This window comes from Serratia sp. TSA_198.1, from assembly GCF_052686505.1.
In genome coordinates this window covers 450,095-466,412 of sequence record NZ_JBQZFP010000002.1, presented here as the reverse complement: position 1 = coordinate 466,412, position 16,318 = coordinate 450,095, and the positions used below count along the sequence as shown (strand labels likewise).

Genomic DNA, 16,318 nt, shown 5'->3' with positions numbered 1-16,318 from the left:
ATTGTATGCCGCGCCCTTTTGCTTTCTAGGCATCCCCCGACTCGGCGCGCAGGCGGCGCACCTGCTGGCTGTAGTACGCCAATGTCTGCTCCAGGGTTTCCAGCGTGACCGGTTTCGACAGGCAGTTATCCATTCCCGCCTCCATGCAGCGTTGTTTCTCCTCCGCCAGGGCATTCGCCGTCACGCCAATCACCGGAGAGGTAAAGTGCTGCTGGCGCAGGCGCTGGGTCAGATGATAACCGTCCATATTTGGCATGTTGACGTCGGTCAGCACGATATCGACGGTATTGCGATTCAACACATCGAGTGCATCGAGCCCATCGTTGGCAGTAACCACCTGATAACCCAGCGAGCCGAGCTGGTCGGAAAGCAACCGACGGTTAATTGGATGATCATCCACCACCAACAGATGAATATCGCCGTTGTCCACCGTGCTGGCTTTGACCGGTAACGGCAATTGCATCAGGGTGCTGCCGCTTTCAGTGCTGGTGCCAAACAGCCGATTGAGCAACGCCAAGGTTTCGCGCGGCGTTGAGGTGCTATGCATCCAGTAACCCGGCCGGGTTTCCTGCGACGGGCCAATGTGCTCGATGGAAAACTGGATCTGCGCCAGCAGCGGCGTATTGACCATCAGCGGATAGTCGCTGAGCATCACCTCCCCTGCAGCGGTGTCCTGCCCCTGATGGCGTAGCACCGTAGCGCCATAACCGCCAAGGATCTCCATCAGATAGCTTTCCAGCCGCTGATTGCGAATGCTCAGCCACAGGGTTTTGCCTTGCCAGGTATCACTGGCCTGCGGGATCGGGAATTGGGCGTTAAACAGCGGGATACGTATGGTAAACAGGCTTCCCAACCCCGGCTCTGATTCAACGGCGATATCGCCATCCATCATATTGATCAGTTTTTCACAAATCGCCAGCCCCAACCCGGTCCCCTGGAAATGGCGCTGCACACCGCTGCCCACCTGGAAGAAAGGGTCAAACAAACGGGTAATCTCTTTTTCCGGAATCCCAACGCCGGTATCGCGAACACTGAATTCCAGATAACTGCTGCGCGTGCAGACTTGCAGGATGATGCAGCCGGTGTCGGTAAACTTAATCGCGTTGTTTAACAGGTTGGACAAAACCTGCTGCAACCGCACGGGATCGCCGGAAATACGCTCCGGCACGTTTTGTTCGATAAAACAGTACAGCCCCAGCCGCTTCTTCACCACCAGCGGCAAATAGTTGCCTGCGATGTGGGTGATCACCTCCAGGCAGGAAAATTCGCGCGGCTCAATTTTCAACTGCTCGGATTCAATTTTGGAGAAGTCCAGAATGTCGCTGATGATCTTCAACAACAGCCCGGACGAGTTGTTCATCGCATTGACCAGACGGTCAACGCCCTGCGGCAACGCCTTGGTTTGCAGTAAATCGAGGTTACCGATAATGCCGTATAACGGGGTGCGCAGTTCGTGACTGACAGTCGCCAGGAACATCGACTTGGACTGACTGGCCTGTTCCGCCGCCGCCGCCATCTCCTGCAGCGACTCCTCCATTTTCACGCGAGCGCTGACGTCTACCAGCACGCAGATCGCCACATCCTCGTTACGGTAGCGGGAGTGAACGAAGCTGATTTGCAGATTATTGTTATTGCTGGTCATCACGTCGACAAAATTCACCTGCTGTTCGCAGATAATGCGCGTAATGCGGTCACGGTCTTCGTGGGTCAGCAAATTGATGTAGTTATGCGCCAACTCATTGCTCAGAATATTGGTGCCGTCGCTGATGCGCAGAATCAAGATCCCTACCGGCGCCGAGGCGACGATCTTGCGGTTGAACTGTTCATGTTCTTCCAGCCTGAAGGCATTATTCTCCGCCGGCAGGAACATTTTACGTTCAAACAGCCAGGCCAGGGTGAACAACACAATGGCCGACAACAGGTTCAGCAGCAACGCATTGAGGATCAGCATCTTGAAACGCTCGACCACACTCTTTACCGGCAAGGCATAAACAATGCTGAGCGACGAAGGCTGTAGCACCTTCTTCATAATCAGATGGCGGTAATTATCGTCATAACCAAAATAGGTATGCGCATCCGGGTAGCTATCGAGCATCGCGGCAGCACGTTCCCCTTCCGCCAGACGCAATATCGGTTCGTTATTCTCATCCAGCAGTGTCACGCCAATCGGCAAGTTGCCTGCAGTGACGAAATCTTCCAGGCGAATGGTCTGCTCTATGCCCAGCAGAGCCTCCAGCTTGTTGCCAATATAGATTGGCGTCAGCACATACAGATAGCCGACATCCGGCCGCTGCTGGCTTGGGCTGATCCAGTACAGGTTATTATCTTTATCCTGATTTTTGGCGTTGCGGTATTTAAGGATGCGCTCATGCAGCGATTTCAACACGTTCTCGCGGTTAGGCACGGCATTGCCGCCACCGAACTCCGCCATGCACAGGCTATCGCCGCCGATGAAAAAAACCCGGTTGAGATCGTAGGCCGCGACGAAATTCTCTTTCCAATACTGGATCAGCCCACTCAGCGAATTGAGCGAACTGCGGTAAGTGGTGTTAAGCGAACAGTTGGACTCCGGATACAGCGGAAGAAACTCCGGCGTGCTGTTCTTGGCGGAAAATATCCCACCGAACATGTCCAGACTGCTGACCGAGCCGTTAAGGCGATTTTCCGCCATATATTTGATATCGCGGATAATATCGGCAGAATGACGGATATAACCCTGCGCCTGATCGAAATCCAGGCTGTATTCTTGCCGGATGTCCGTCTCTTTGTCGTTCAGGATATTCAGGATATAGAAGGTTGTGAGCAGCGCGCCCAGCGACCACAGCATAATCGCCAGCACCCGGAACAGATAGCGGGATATTTTTAACGTGGTGCGAAAAGAAGCTAAATATTTCAATCGGATACCATGAAAAATTAAGTGGCGGCCAGCGCATTCGCCTCAGGGTCGGGATCGCTGATTTTGGCACGGCAATTAAACCATAGAACTGAAAAAGGGCCTAGCATCGCTGCCAGGCCCTGTTTGCATCTGTACGATCAGGGGTCAGCATCGCGCCGCCGCCCCCCTACCGCTTAGGCGTTGTCGTCTTCCGCATCATCTGCGGCTTCAGAATCATCGTCAGCGTCGTCCAGCGGTGCGGCGTCTTCTTCCGCTTCTTCCGCGCCCGGCTCAAGGCTGTCCAATTCTTCGTCTTCCACCGGCTCGGCAACGCGCTGCAGACCGACGACGTTCTCGTCTTCCGCAGTACGGATCAGCGTAACACCCTGGGTATTACGGCCGACCACGCTGACTTCCGACACGCGGGTACGCACCAACGTACCGGCATCGGTGATCATCATGATCTGATCGGTGGTTTCCACCTGTACCGCGCCGACAACCTGACCATTACGCTCGCTCACCTTGATGGAGATTACCCCTTGGGTAGCGCGCGACTTGGTCGGGTATTCGGTGACTGCGGTACGTTTGCCGTAGCCATTCTGGGTCACGGTCAGGATATCGCCTTCACCGCGCGGGACGATCAGGGAAATGACGCCATCGCCTTCACCCAGGTTGATACCGCGAACACCGGTAGCGGTACGGCCCATTGAACGCACCTGCGTTTCCGGGAAGCGCACCACTTTACCGTTGGCGGAGAACAGCATGACTTCGTTGCTGCCGTCGGTCAGGTCAACACCAATCAGCTCATCGCCCTCATTGAGGTTGACTGCGATGATGCCGGCGCTGCGCGGACGACTGAACTCGGTCAAAGCGGTTTTCTTCACGGTGCCGCTGGCGGTTGCCATAAACACGTGACGCCCTTCTTCATACTCGCGCACCGGCAGAATGGCGGTGATACGCTCATTGGCTTCCAGCGGCAGCAAGTTGACGATTGGACGACCGCGTGCGCCACGGCTGGCTTCAGGCAACTGATACACCTTCATCCAGTACAGGCGGCCACGGCTGGAGAAGCACAGGATCGTATCGTGGGTGTTGGCCACCAACAGACGATCGATAAAGTCTTCTTCTTTAATACGTGCGGCTGACTTGCCTTTACCGCCACGGCGTTGCGCTTCATAGTCGCTCAGCGGCTGATATTTCACATAGCCCTGGTGCGACAGCGTAACGACCACGTCTTCCTGGTTGATCAGGTCTTCGATATTGATATCTGAGGTGTTGGCGGTGATCTCGGTGCGACGTCCGTCGTTGTACAGCTCTTTGACAGCCACCAGTTCTTCGCGGATCACTTCCATCAGACGATCGGGGTTTTCCAGAATAAAGATCAGCTCAGCGATGAAAGTCAGCAGCTCTTTATACTCGTCCAGCAGCTTTTCATGCTCCAGGCCGGTCAGTTTCTGCAGACGCAGATCCAAAATCGCCTGAGCCTGTTGCTCGGTCAGGTAGTATTTGCCGTCACGGATGCCAAACTCCGGCTCCAGCCACTCAGGGCGGGCCGCGTCGTCACCGGCACGTTCCAGCATCGCGCCCACATTGCCCAGATCCCAGGCTTGAGCAACCAACCCGGCTTTAGCTTCCGCAGGGGTCGGCGCACGACGGATCAGTTCAATGATCGGATCGATGTTCGCCAGCGCGATGGCCAACGCTTCCAGAATATGGGCGCGGTCACGGGCTTTACGCAGTTCGAAGATGGTACGGCGGGTCACCACTTCACGGCGATGGCGGACAAACGCCTGCAGAATGTCTTTCAGGTTCAACAGTTTTGGCTGGCCCTGATGCAATGCCACCATGTTGATGCCGAAAGTGACCTGCAGCTGAGTCAGCGAATACAGATTGTTCAGTACCACTTCGCCGACCGCGTCGCGTTTGATTTCAACCACGATACGCATGCCGTCTTTGTCGGACTCGTCACGCAGCGCGCTGATGCCTTCCACGCGTTTTTCTTTTACCAGCTCGGCGATCTTCTCGATCAGACGCGCTTTGTTCACCTGATACGGGATTTCGTGAACAATAATGGTTTCGCGGCCGGTTTTGGCGTCGGTTTCTACTTCGGCACGAGCGCGCAGGTAGATTTTACCGCGCCCGGTACGGTAGGCTTCTTCGATACCACGGCGACCGTTGATGATCGCCGCCGTCGGGAAGTCCGGCCCCGGTATGTGTTCCATCAGGCCTTCGATGCTGATGTTTTCATCATCGATATAAGCCAGGCAGCCGTTGATAACCTCAGACAGGTTATGCGGCGGAATGTTGGTGGCCATGCCCACAGCGATGCCCGACGAGCCGTTAACCAGCAGGTTCGGGATCTTGGTTGGCATGACGGCCGGGATCTGCTCGGTGCCATCATAGTTAGGCACGAAGTCGACGGTTTCCTTTTCCAGATCCGCCAGCAATTCGTGAGCAATTTTGGACATGCGTACTTCGGTATAACGCATCGCCGCGGCGGAGTCGCCGTCGACGGAGCCGAAGTTACCCTGACCGTCCACAAGCATATAGCGCAGTGAAAACGGCTGAGCCATACGCACGATGGTGTCGTATACCGCGCTGTCACCGTGTGGGTGGTATTTACCGATCACGTCCCCGACGACACGGGCCGATTTCTTGTATGGTTTATTCCAGTCGTTACCCAATACACTCATCGCGAACAGAACGCGGCGGTGCACCGGCTTCAGTCCATCACGAACATCTGGCAGCGCACGTCCGACAATGACGGACATCGCGTAATCCAGATACGAGTTTTTTAACTCGTCTTCGATGTTTACCGGTGTGATTTCTCTGGCAAGGTCGCTCATGGAGCTGCTATCCCTCTACTAATGATTCATCTGCCCGCTGCCATAGTGGCAAAGGTGTAAAACTATATCACAAAGCACGCTTTACGGGAAAATAACCGCCGCTGTTTCGCTGAAATTGTGCATATATGTGCGGTAAAAATGTATCGGCGCAGGCGACGCTGCGCCGATACATGTATAATCCGCGCAACGAGAACAAGGAGCCAAACACGCCCATGAATGCAGAATCATCCAACCAAACGCAGAACGTTGACCATCAGGAAATCGCCAAGTTCGAGGCAGTGGCCTCACGCTGGTGGGATTTGGAAGGTGAATTCAAACCGTTGCACCGCATCAACCCGCTGCGCTTGAATTATATCCTGCAGCGTGCCGGCGGCATTTTTGGCAAAACGGTGCTCGACGTGGGCTGCGGTGGCGGCATTTTGGCGGAAAGCATGGCGCTTGAAGGCGCGCAGGTGACCGGGCTGGACATGGGCGCAGAGCCGCTGCAAGTGGCCCGACTGCACGCGCTGGAAAGCGGCGTAGACGTCACTTATGTGCAAGAAACGGTGGAGAGCCACGCACAGGCCAACCCGCAACGGTATGACGTGGTGACCTGCATGGAAATGCTGGAGCACGTTCCCGATCCTGCCTCGGTGGTACGCGCCTGCGCTCACCTGGTGAAACCGGGCGGCCATGTGTTCTTTTCCACCATTAACCGCAACACCAAAGCCTGGTTGATGGCGGTGATTGGGGCAGAATATATTCTGAAGATGGTCCCGCAGGGCACCCATGATCACAAGAAGTTCATCCGCCCTTCCGAACTGATCGGCTGGGTCGACGGCACGCCGCTGCGCGAAAAACACATGATTGGCCTGCATTACAATCCTGTCACTGACCATTTCAAGCTTGGCCGCAACGTTGATGTGAACTATATGGTACATACTCAGCACGAAGGGTAAGTATCTCAGCCCGCACCGGGACTGGCTCCGCCGGATCCGGTGCGCATCTCAATCGGGATAAATGCCCTATTTTCACGATTTCGATCAAAATCGCCGTTGTAAACAGTTTTTAAGAATATTAAATCAGATCAATATCACGTTTTTTTCTAACGTTTAATAAAGCGGCAAACGATCACATTTTTGTGAATCTAAGGAAATTCTTATCACGCTTATTGACAAGCTCGTCGCACCAGTCACAGCGCGCACTCACGGCCGGAAGCCAAATTTCACCCCCAAGTTATCCACAAAATAGGCCGGTTTTGTTCACTTGCAAACGCCCTGTTTTCTCACTATCTTGTTACCTCACCGACATACAACCCCTATATGTAGTGTTTACATACTGAGCAGAGCGACTACACTTCTGCTTGGGGGAATCATACGGACAACCACATGAACCAAAGTCTGCTTGTAACTAAACGCGATGGCCGTAAAGAGCGCATCAACCTCGACAAAATCCACCGGGTCATCGACTGGGCCGCAGAAGGTTTAAATAACGTCTCGGTATCTCAAGTAGAGTTGCGTTCTCATATTCAGTTTTATGACGGCATCAAAACCGCCGATATTCATGAAACCATTATCAAAGCTGCAGCCGACCTGATTTCGCGCGACGCGCCGGACTATCAGTACCTGGCGGCACGTCTGGCCATCTTCCACCTGCGCAAGAAAGCTTACGGCCAGTTCGAGCCGCCAAAGCTGCTCGCTCACGTGACGCGCATGGTCGAAATGGGCAAGTACGATAAGCATCTGCTGGAAGACTACAGCTCTGAAGAGTTCGAGCAGATGGACTCCTTTATCGATCACTGGCGTGATATGAACTTCTCCTACGCAGCCGTCAAACAGCTGGAAGGGAAGTATCTGGTGCAGAACCGCGTCAGCGGCGAGATCTACGAGAGCGCCCAGTTCCTGTATATCCTGGTCGCCGCGTGCCTGTTCTCCAACTATCCGCGCGAAACCCGTCTGGACTACGTTAAACGTTTCTACGACGCGATCTCCACCTTCAAGATTTCGCTGCCTACGCCAATCATGTCCGGCGTACGCACCCCAACCCGCCAGTTCAGCTCTTGCGTGCTGATCGAGTGCGGCGACAGCCTGGATTCCATCAACGCCACCTCCAGTGCCATTGTGAAATACGTTTCGCAACGCGCCGGTATCGGCATCAATGCCGGCCGCATCCGTGCGCTGGGCAGCCCGATCCGTGGGGGCGAAGCTTTCCATACCGGCTGTATCCCGTTCTACAAACACTTCCAGACCGCGGTGAAATCCTGTTCTCAGGGCGGCGTGCGTGGCGGTGCAGCCACCTTGTTCTACCCAATGTGGCATCTGGAAGTGGAAAGCCTGCTGGTGCTGAAGAACAACCGTGGCGTTGAAGGCAACCGCGTGCGTCACATGGACTACGGCGTGCAGTTGAACCGCCTGATGTACCAGCGTCTGATCAAGGGCGAAGACATCACCCTGTTCAGCCCGTCTGACGTGCCGGGCCTGTATGACGCGTTCTTCGCCAATCAGGACGAATTCGAACGTCTGTACACCCAGTACGAAAAAGACGACAGCATTCGCCAGAAACGCGTGAAAGCGGTCGAACTGTTCTCACTGATGATGCAAGAGCGCGCTTCTACCGGCCGTATCTACATCCAGAACGTTGACCACTGCAACACCCACAGCCCATTTGACCCGCAGATCGCACCAGTGCGCCAGTCCAACCTGTGCCTGGAAATCGCCCTGCCGACCAAGCCGCTGGATGACGTCAACGACGAAAACGGCGAAATCGCGCTGTGCACGCTGTCCGCCTTCAACCTGGGCGCCATCGAAAGCCTGGACGATCTCGAAGAGCTGGCTACCCTGGCGGTGCGCGCGCTTGACGCCCTGCTGGACTACCAAGACTATCCGATCAAAGCCGCTTACCGTGGCGCCATGGGCCGCCGTACTCTGGGCATCGGCGTGATCAACTATGCCTACTATCTGGCGAAGAACGGTGTGCGCTACTCCGACGGCAGCGCCAACAGCCTGACCCATAAAACCTTCGAAGCCATCCAGTATTACCTGCTGAAGGCGTCGAACCGTCTGGCTCAGGAACAAGGCGCCTGCCCGTGGTTCAATGAAACCACCTATTCTCAGGGCATCTTGCCGATCGACACCTACAAGAAAGATCTGGATGCGATCTGCGACGAACCTCTGCATTACGACTGGGAAACCCTGCGTAAAGAGATCAAGGAAACCGGCCTGCGCAACTCTACCCTGTCTGCGCTGATGCCTTCGGAAACCTCGTCGCAGATTTCCAACGCCACCAACGGCATTGAGCCGCCGCGCGGCCACATCAGCATCAAAGCGTCGAAAGACGGCATTTTGCGCCAGGTGGTTCCGGAGTATGAGCGTCTGAAAAACGAGTACGAGCTGCTGTGGGAAATGCCGAACAACGACGGTTACCTGCAACTGGTCGGTCTGATGCAGAAGTTTATCGACCAGTCGATCTCTGCCAACACCAACTATGACCCAAGCCGTTTCCCGGCCGGCAAGGTGCCGATGAAGCAGTTGTTGAAAGACCTGCTCACCACCTACAAGTTTGGCGTCAAGACGTTGTACTATCAGAACACCCGTGACGGTGCGGACGATGTGCAGGAAGATTTGTTGCCTGCCAAAGGCGGCGACGACGACTGCGAAAGCGGCGCCTGCAAGATCTAATGTTTGACACAGCGGGCCGGAACTCTTCCGGCCCCTTCATTTAGCCACGTTACGATGGATTCAGGCTTATGGCTTACACCACATTTTCTCAGAAAAAAAACAACCAGCTGCTGGAGCCGATGTTCTTCGGCCAGTCGGTTAACGTCGCGCGTTTCGATCAGCAAAAACATGAAATCTTCGAAAAACTGATTGAGAAGCAGCTGTCCTTCTTCTGGCGTCCGGAAGAAGTTGACGTATCCCGCGACCGTATCGACTATCAGGCGCTGCCGGAACATGAAAAGCACATTTTCATCAGCAACCTGAAGTATCAAACGCTGCTGGATTCCATCCAGGGCCGTAGCCCGAACGTGGCCCTGCTGCCGCTGATCTCAATCCCTGAGCTGGAAACCTGGGTGGAAACCTGGTCATTCTCTGAGACCATCCACTCGCGTTCTTATACTCACATCATTCGTAACATCGTCAACGATCCGGCACTGGTGTTTGATGACATCGTTACCAACGAAGAGATCCTCAAGCGCGCAAAAGACATTTCCGGCTATTACGACGATCTGATCGAGATGACTGGTTACTATCATCTGTTGGGTGAAGGCACCCATCAGGTCAACGGCAAAACCGTCACCGTTAACCTGCGGGCGCTGAAAAAGCAGCTGTACATCTGCCTGATGAGCGTGAACGCGCTGGAAGCCATCCGCTTCTACGTCAGCTTCGCCTGTTCGTTCGCCTTTGCGGAACGCGAGCTGATGGAAGGCAACGCCAAAATCATCAAGCTGATCGCCCGTGATGAAGCACTGCACCTGACCGGCACCCAGCACATACTGAATCTGATGCGTTCCGGTGCCGATGACCCGGAAATGGCGGAAATCGCCGTTGAGTGTCAGCAACAGTGCTACGATCTGTTCGTGCTGGCAGCCCAACAGGAAAAAGAGTGGGCGGAATACCTGTTCCGCGACGGCTCGATGATCGGCCTGAACAAAGACATTCTGTGCCAGTATGTGGAATACATCACCAACATCCGCATGCAGGCGGTTGGCCTTGGCCTGCCGTTCGAAACCCGCTCTAACCCTATCCCGTGGATCAACGCCTGGCTGGTGTCCGACAACGTTCAAGTTGCGCCGCAGGAAGTGGAAGTCAGCTCTTATCTGGTTGGTCAGATCGACTCGGAAGTGCATGCCGACGACCTGAGCGACTTCGAACTGTAAGCGATGGCATCACCTCTCATCACACTGCGTGCCGCTGGCACGCAGTTATCCTGCCCGAAAAATGAAAGCTGCCTGCTCGACGTACTGGAACTGCACGACGTGCAGGTAGAATACCAATGCCGCTCCGGCTATTGCGGCGCCTGCCGCCTGAAATTGGTAAAAGGCGAAGTGACCTATCACCAACAGCCGCTGGCGTTTATCAATGACGGGGAGATCCTGCCCTGCTGCTGCATGCCGCTGACGGACATCGAGCTGGAAATATAATTTACAAAAATATTCTTCAGTCCCCCCGAATATACCCTATGACTTTCGAGTTGCAGCTAGGCGGCAAGGGTGTAAATCCCCAGGAGCTTACTTAGGTAAGTGAGTGGGGTGCGCACCTGCAGCCAACAACGCTGCAGCTTGAAAGGCGACGGGTATGAATAGCAAAATAGTAATACATACAACAGGTAACGAGTGAAACACATGCTTTAACCGCATGCTTGCCTCCTTGCTATGAAGGGGCTACCCTACCGGTGTCTAGGCGGTATGTGCAGCCCCATTCTGATTGAGAGTCAGTTTGGGGCTTTCACTTATCCGCCTTGCCACACTATGCTCAAGACGAACAGTCTCAAGCACCCGCAGCGATTGTAACAGCCTGTCCCAACCAAGATAACCCCTTATAATATTATGATTAATAAGGGATATATCATTAAATCCAACGATTCCTTACTCGATGATTTCCACGATCTCCAGCCAGCCGTTTTTGCCGCACACCTGTTCGCCGTTCAGCCAGCGCCGCAGCATGTCGAGCGCCAGCATCGCCACCGATTCCTGCCGCAGACGCAAGCCATGGCGCGCCGCCCGGTAGCGTACCCTTTGGCCGATCCCCCCCTTCGGCGTGTGCAAAGCAACGCTTACCCGATCCTCACTCATCGCGCTGACCGCCAGCGCCAATTGCGCCCCTGCCAGCTCTGCCAACGAGCGGGCGCGGGCCAACGTGGTTTCCAGGGTTTCCACACAGTGCGACGGCAACAGCTCGCCACCGGCCAACGGTGCGCCTTCGCTCTGCAATTGCAGATTGATCAACCCGGCGCTGAACTGTTCGCTCAGCGCCAGCTTCAACCCTTGTTGGGTTAACCGCTGCGCCAGCGCCGCCGGCAAGCCTATCGTGCCTTCAAAAATGGTGTTTTCACCCGCCACCTGACGCACTCGCTCCCATGCCTGTTCCATCGCAGCGCGCTGGCTCTCCGGGCCGGTCAGTTTCAGTTCAATGATCGGGCTGGAAGAACGGTAGCCGAGCACCACTTCCGGCGGCAACGGCATGCCGTCCAGCTCGGTGGCCAGATCGCTTTCCGAGGTGCCAAAGGTGGTTAAACGCAGACACAGCGGCGGTGCCGGCAGGGAAAAACCTTGACGCAGGCGGGGAACGATTTGCTGCTCGACCATCACTTTGAATTCGGAAGGTACGCCGGGAGTGAAAAACATCGTGCACTTGTTCAGCTTGAGCGCAAAACCACAGGCGGTGCCAACCGGGTTATCGAGCATTTCGGCGTTGGCCGGGATCTGCGCCTGTTTGCGGTTTGAAGCCGCCATCGGCCGGCCGCGCTCGGCAAAATAAGCCTCGATGCGCGCCATCCATTCAGCATGCTCAACCAGCTCGACGCCGCAGGCGGTAGCCGCCGCCTGCGCGCTGAGATCGTCGCTGGTCGGTCCCAGCCCGCCGTTAACGATCAGAACATCAGCGATATGGCTGCGTTCCTGCAGCGTTTCGATCAGAGAGGAGAGACTGTCCCCCACCGTTTCACGGCCGCTCATCGGCATGCCCTGCTGGAACAGATAATCTGCCAGCCAGGCGGCGTTGGTATCTATAATTTGCCCATGCAGCACCTCATCGCCGGTGCTGAGCATCTCCACCCTTAACATTGATCTCTCCCTTATTTTCCAGTCATTCCACTATAGAAGCCCGTAAATAAGTTTTCACTATGCATCACAGGTTAATTTCTGTTGAAGGCATTTTTGCGGTGCCGCGCGGTCCGCACGGATGTAAACATAACTTAACACCACCCGTAACGCATGTTTGACACGAAATAGTCAATCTACTATCCTGCCGCACTCAGAATTAGTTATCTATAATTTTCCCAAATCTTTGGCTGGTAGAGAAAAAAGTGAAGAATCGCACTCTGGGCAGTGTTTTTATCGTGGCAGGCACCACCATTGGTGCCGGGATGCTGGCGATGCCACTGGCGGCGGCCGGCGTAGGTTTCGGCGTCACGCTGGCTTTGCTGGTCGGGCTGTGGCTCTTGATGTGTTACACCGCGCTGTTGCTGGTGGAAGTTTATCAGCATGAACAGGCGGATACCGGCCTGGGTACCCTGGCGAAACGCTACCTTGGCGGTGGCGGCCAATGGCTGACCAGCTTCAGCATGATGTTTCTGATGTACGCCCTGACCGCCGCCTATATCAGCGGTGCGGGTGAACTGCTGGCGGCCAGCATCAGCCAATGGACTTCACAGGATTTCCCCACCACGCTCGGCGTATTACTGTTTACTCTGGTGGCTGGTGGCGTAGTCTGCATCGGCACCCATTCTGTCGATCTGTTTAACCGCATTTTGTTTACCGCTAAAGTGGTGTTTCTGATCGTCATGCTGGGCCTGATGCTACCGAATATTCACCGCACCAATCTGATGACGTTGCCGCTGGAACAGGGGCTGGCGCTGTCGGCCATTCCGGTCATCTTTACCTCTTTTGGCTTCCACGGCAGCGTACCCAGCATCGTTAACTACATGGGCGGCAACATCCGCAAGCTGCGCTGGGTGTTCATCATCGGCAGCGCCATTCCGCTAGTGGCCTATATCTTCTGGCAATTGGCCACGCTGGGGAGCATCAGTTCTACCACTTTCGTCGGCATTCTGGCGCAACAAGCGGGACTGAACGGTCTGTTGCAGGCGGTACGCGACGTGGTGGCGTCACCGCACGTAGAGTTGGCGGTACATCTGTTTGCCGATCTGGCGCTGGCCACTTCGTTCCTCGGCGTGGCGCTCGGGCTGTTCGATTTCCTGGCCGATTTATGCAAACGTCAGAACAACGTCCGCGGCCGTCTGCAAACCGGGGCCATCACTTTCCTGCCGCCGCTGGCGTTCGCTCTGTTCTATCCGCGCGGCTTTGTGCTGGCACTGGGATTCGCCGCCATTGCGTTGGCGGTGCTGGCGCTGTTGCTGCCGTCATTGCTGGTATGGAAGACGCGTCAACGACATCAGGCGCAATACCGCGTCTGGGGCGGCACGCCGGCGCTGGCACTGGTGTTTGTCTGCGGGATTACGGTGATTGCCATTCAGTTGGGCATTGCCAGCGGCATCTTGCCGGCGGTTGGGTAATAGATTTATCAGTAACATCAGGGGGCCGGTTGGCCCCCTTTTTATTGCTATCAGAAGCTAAGACCCACTCCAACATACGGGCCATCGGCAAGCGTGTTGTCACGATGCCCGTCTTTCCCTTCCATCTTTATGTAGCGATAACCCACATCTACGCTGAGCGGGCGGAAAACATTCCAACGCAGGCCGCCGCTGGCCTCGTTATACGCCTTCACACCGCTGGTCAGCGAATCCGGTGCAAAATAACCCTCGCCATGCAGGCTGAAGTAACGGCTGATGGCCCAGTCCAGGCCACCGCCCAACGCCAGTGCGCCACCGTTATCGCCGTCTTTCGGGCTCAGATACAGTGCCTTGCCGCCCACCGTAGCGGTCAACGGTCCAAGCGGCAGACCGAAATTCAGCCCCAGGCTGCCGACGTTGCCGTTATGATCGCTGCGCGCCCAGTTGCCCGACAACCCCAATCCGGTGCTACCGGTGTCCTGGCCGAAGCCGAGGTTGGTGTAATGCTGCCCGGCTTCGCCCGACAGGCTGATAGCGCTCGCCGTACCGGTCACAAACAGCATACCCGCTGCGCACGCGACCAAAGTTTTTTTCATCATGTTTCCCTCTCGTTTTTCATCCGTTCAGAATGATGTGAACCAACCCGTAATAATACGTCCCCGAGTTTATACCAAAGTACAACGAGTCTTTTAGGGATAACGGCTTAAAAATCCTTCTGATATCAAATAATTGTAAAGTTTTGCAAGTAAAAGGCAAATTCACGCTGACGACGTCAACGATAACTCAGACCTATTTGCCGTCGTCGCCTAATAGATCTACAAATGATAGTGGCATTAATCAAAATCCAGAGAGGATCCCAGCAAAACTATCATGATGAACGTTTAAGCCACCCGAGCATTAACTCAATGGCAATACGATAAGGAGCAAGTGATGAGCAAGAAAGGATTGACCACCGCAGCCGGCGCTCCGGTTGTCGATAACAATAATGTGATCACCGCAGGAAAACGCGGGCCGATGCTGCTGCAAGACGTCTGGTTCCTGGAAAAACTGGCCCACTTCGACCGCGAGGTGATCCCCGAGCGCCGCATGCACGCCAAGGGGTCCGGCGCCTATGGCACTTTCACCGTCACCCATGACATTACCCAATACACCCGCGCAAAAATCTTCGCTGAAATCGGCAAGCAAACCGACATGTTCATCCGCTTCTCCACCGTAGCCGGTGAGCGCGGCGCAGCAGACGCCGAACGCGACATTCGCGGCTTTGCCATGAAGTTTTACACCGATGAAGGCAACTGGGATCTGGTAGGCAACGACACGCCGGTATTCTATCTGCGCGATCCGCTGAAGTTCCCCGATCTTAACCACGTAGTAAAACGCGATCCGCACACCAACCTGCGCAACCCGGTGTACAAATGGGATTTCTTCTCCCATCTGCCGGAATCTTTGCACCAATTGACCATCGATTTCAGCGATCGCGGCATCCCGAAATCCTATCGCCACATGCACGGCTTCGGTAGCCACACCTTCAGCTTTATCAATGCCAATAACGAGCGTTTCTGGGTGAAATTCCACTTCCGCTGCGAACAGGGCATTGAAAACCTGATGGATGACGAAGCGGAAGCGATCATCGCCAAGGATCGCGAAAGCTCGCAGCGCGACCTGTTCGACGCGATCAAGCGCGGTGATTTCCCTCGCTGGAAGCTGCAAATTCAAATCATGCCCGAACACGAAGCCTCGCAAACGCCCTACAACCCATTCGATCTGACCAAGGTATGGCCGCATGGAGACTACCCGCTGATCGACGTGGGCTTCTTCGAACTGAACCGCAACCCGGACAACTATTTCTCGGAAGTTGAACAGGTGGCGATGAACCCGGCCAACGTGGTACCGGGCGTCAGCTTCTCGCCGGACAAAATGCTGCAGGGTCGCCTGTTCTCTTACGGGGATGCGCACCGTTACCGCCTGGGCGTTAACCATCACCAAATCCCGGTTAACGGCGCCAAATGCCCGTTCCACAACTATCACCGCGACGGCGCGATGCGCGTGGACGGCAACAGCGGCAACGGAGCGACCTACGAGCCGAACAGCTTCGGCCTGTTCCAGGAACAACCGGATTTCAGCGAACCGCCGTTGAGCATCGAAGGTGCCGCCGATCACTGGAATCACCGCGAGGATAAGGATTATTTCAGTCAGCCGCGCGCGCTGTTCAACCTGCTAAGCGCCGAAGAACACCAGCGCATGTTCACCCGTATCGCCGGTGAGTTGTCGCAGGTGCCGGAACAGATCCAGCGGCGTCAGGTCGATCTGTTTACCCAGGTGCACCCGGACTACGGCGCCGGTGTCGCCAGGGCGCTGGGGCTAAAATAACCGGCCCTGTTTACCGCCACGG

The 16,318-nt window shown here is 55.4% G+C and carries 10 protein-coding genes; 6 read left to right on the top strand and 4 right to left on the bottom strand.

Annotated elements, in window-relative coordinates; translation table 11 throughout:
- Positions 1–25: 25 nt before the first annotated feature.
- Together rcsC and gyrA are read right to left on the bottom strand one after the other, a co-directional pair.
- On the bottom strand, positions 26–2,896 hold the full coding sequence (gene rcsC / locus ACUTSW_RS13530) for a two-component system sensor histidine kinase RcsC (protein WP_445584628.1): 2,871 nt from the start codon (positions 2,894–2,896) through the stop codon (positions 26–28).
- A gap of 173 nt (positions 2,897–3,069) precedes the next feature.
- Entirely contained in the window at positions 3,070–5,721 is a 2,652-nt protein-coding gene (gyrA, locus tag ACUTSW_RS13525) for a DNA topoisomerase (ATP-hydrolyzing) subunit A (protein WP_004947160.1), read from the bottom strand.
- 212 nt (positions 5,722–5,933) lie between these two features.
- Between gyrA and ubiG the strand changes: the two genes are divergently transcribed.
- The 4 genes from ubiG to yfaE all read left to right on the top strand — a co-directional run bounded on the left by ubiG (position 5,934) and on the right by yfaE (position 10,840).
- Complete coding sequence (ubiG, locus tag ACUTSW_RS13520; RefSeq protein ID WP_020439480.1) at positions 5,934–6,659, top strand: bifunctional 2-polyprenyl-6-hydroxyphenol methylase/3-demethylubiquinol 3-O-methyltransferase UbiG; 726 nt, start codon at positions 5,934–5,936, stop codon at positions 6,657–6,659.
- Positions 6,660–7,088: 429 nt separating this feature from the next.
- Positions 7,089–9,377: a class 1a ribonucleoside-diphosphate reductase subunit alpha gene (nrdA, locus tag ACUTSW_RS13515; RefSeq protein WP_062868080.1), complete on the top strand. Its 2,289-nt coding sequence runs from the start codon at positions 7,089–7,091 to the stop codon at positions 9,375–9,377.
- 68 nt (positions 9,378–9,445) lie between these two features.
- Positions 9,446–10,576, top strand: coding sequence for a class Ia ribonucleoside-diphosphate reductase subunit beta (gene nrdB, locus ACUTSW_RS13510; RefSeq protein WP_006317935.1), 1,131 nt, complete (start codon positions 9,446–9,448; stop codon positions 10,574–10,576).
- Between the two features lie 3 nt (positions 10,577–10,579).
- Entirely contained in the window at positions 10,580–10,840 is a 261-nt protein-coding gene (gene yfaE / locus ACUTSW_RS13505) for a class I ribonucleotide reductase maintenance protein YfaE (protein ID WP_062868081.1), read from the top strand.
- Positions 10,841–11,284: 444 nt separating this feature from the next.
- Here the strand turns inward: yfaE and ACUTSW_RS13500 are convergent, their stop codons facing one another.
- Positions 11,285–12,481 (bottom strand): nicotinamide mononucleotide deamidase-related protein YfaY, encoded by a 1,197-nt coding sequence (locus tag ACUTSW_RS13500; protein ID WP_062868082.1) that lies wholly within the window; start codon positions 12,479–12,481, stop codon positions 11,285–11,287.
- A 242-nt stretch (positions 12,482–12,723) separates the two neighbouring features.
- On the opposite strand from ACUTSW_RS13500, the gene tyrP reads away from it, so the two are divergent.
- A complete protein-coding gene (gene tyrP / locus ACUTSW_RS13495; RefSeq protein ID WP_442994749.1) occupies positions 12,724–13,932 on the top strand; it encodes a tyrosine transporter TyrP in 1,209 nt (402 codons plus the stop codon).
- A gap of 50 nt (positions 13,933–13,982) precedes the next feature.
- Here tyrP and ACUTSW_RS13490 read toward each other — a convergent pair whose 3' ends face one another.
- Positions 13,983–14,525 carry a YfaZ family outer membrane protein gene (locus ACUTSW_RS13490; protein WP_311993854.1) on the bottom strand — a complete coding sequence of 181 codons (543 nt, stop codon included), beginning with the start codon at positions 14,523–14,525 and terminating at the stop codon, positions 13,983–13,985.
- A 334-nt stretch (positions 14,526–14,859) separates the two neighbouring features.
- On the opposite strand from ACUTSW_RS13490, the gene katA reads away from it, so the two are divergent.
- Complete coding sequence (katA, locus tag ACUTSW_RS13485; RefSeq protein WP_311991857.1) at positions 14,860–16,296, top strand: catalase KatA; 1,437 nt, start codon at positions 14,860–14,862, stop codon at positions 16,294–16,296.
- Positions 16,297–16,318: the final 22 nt, after the last annotated feature.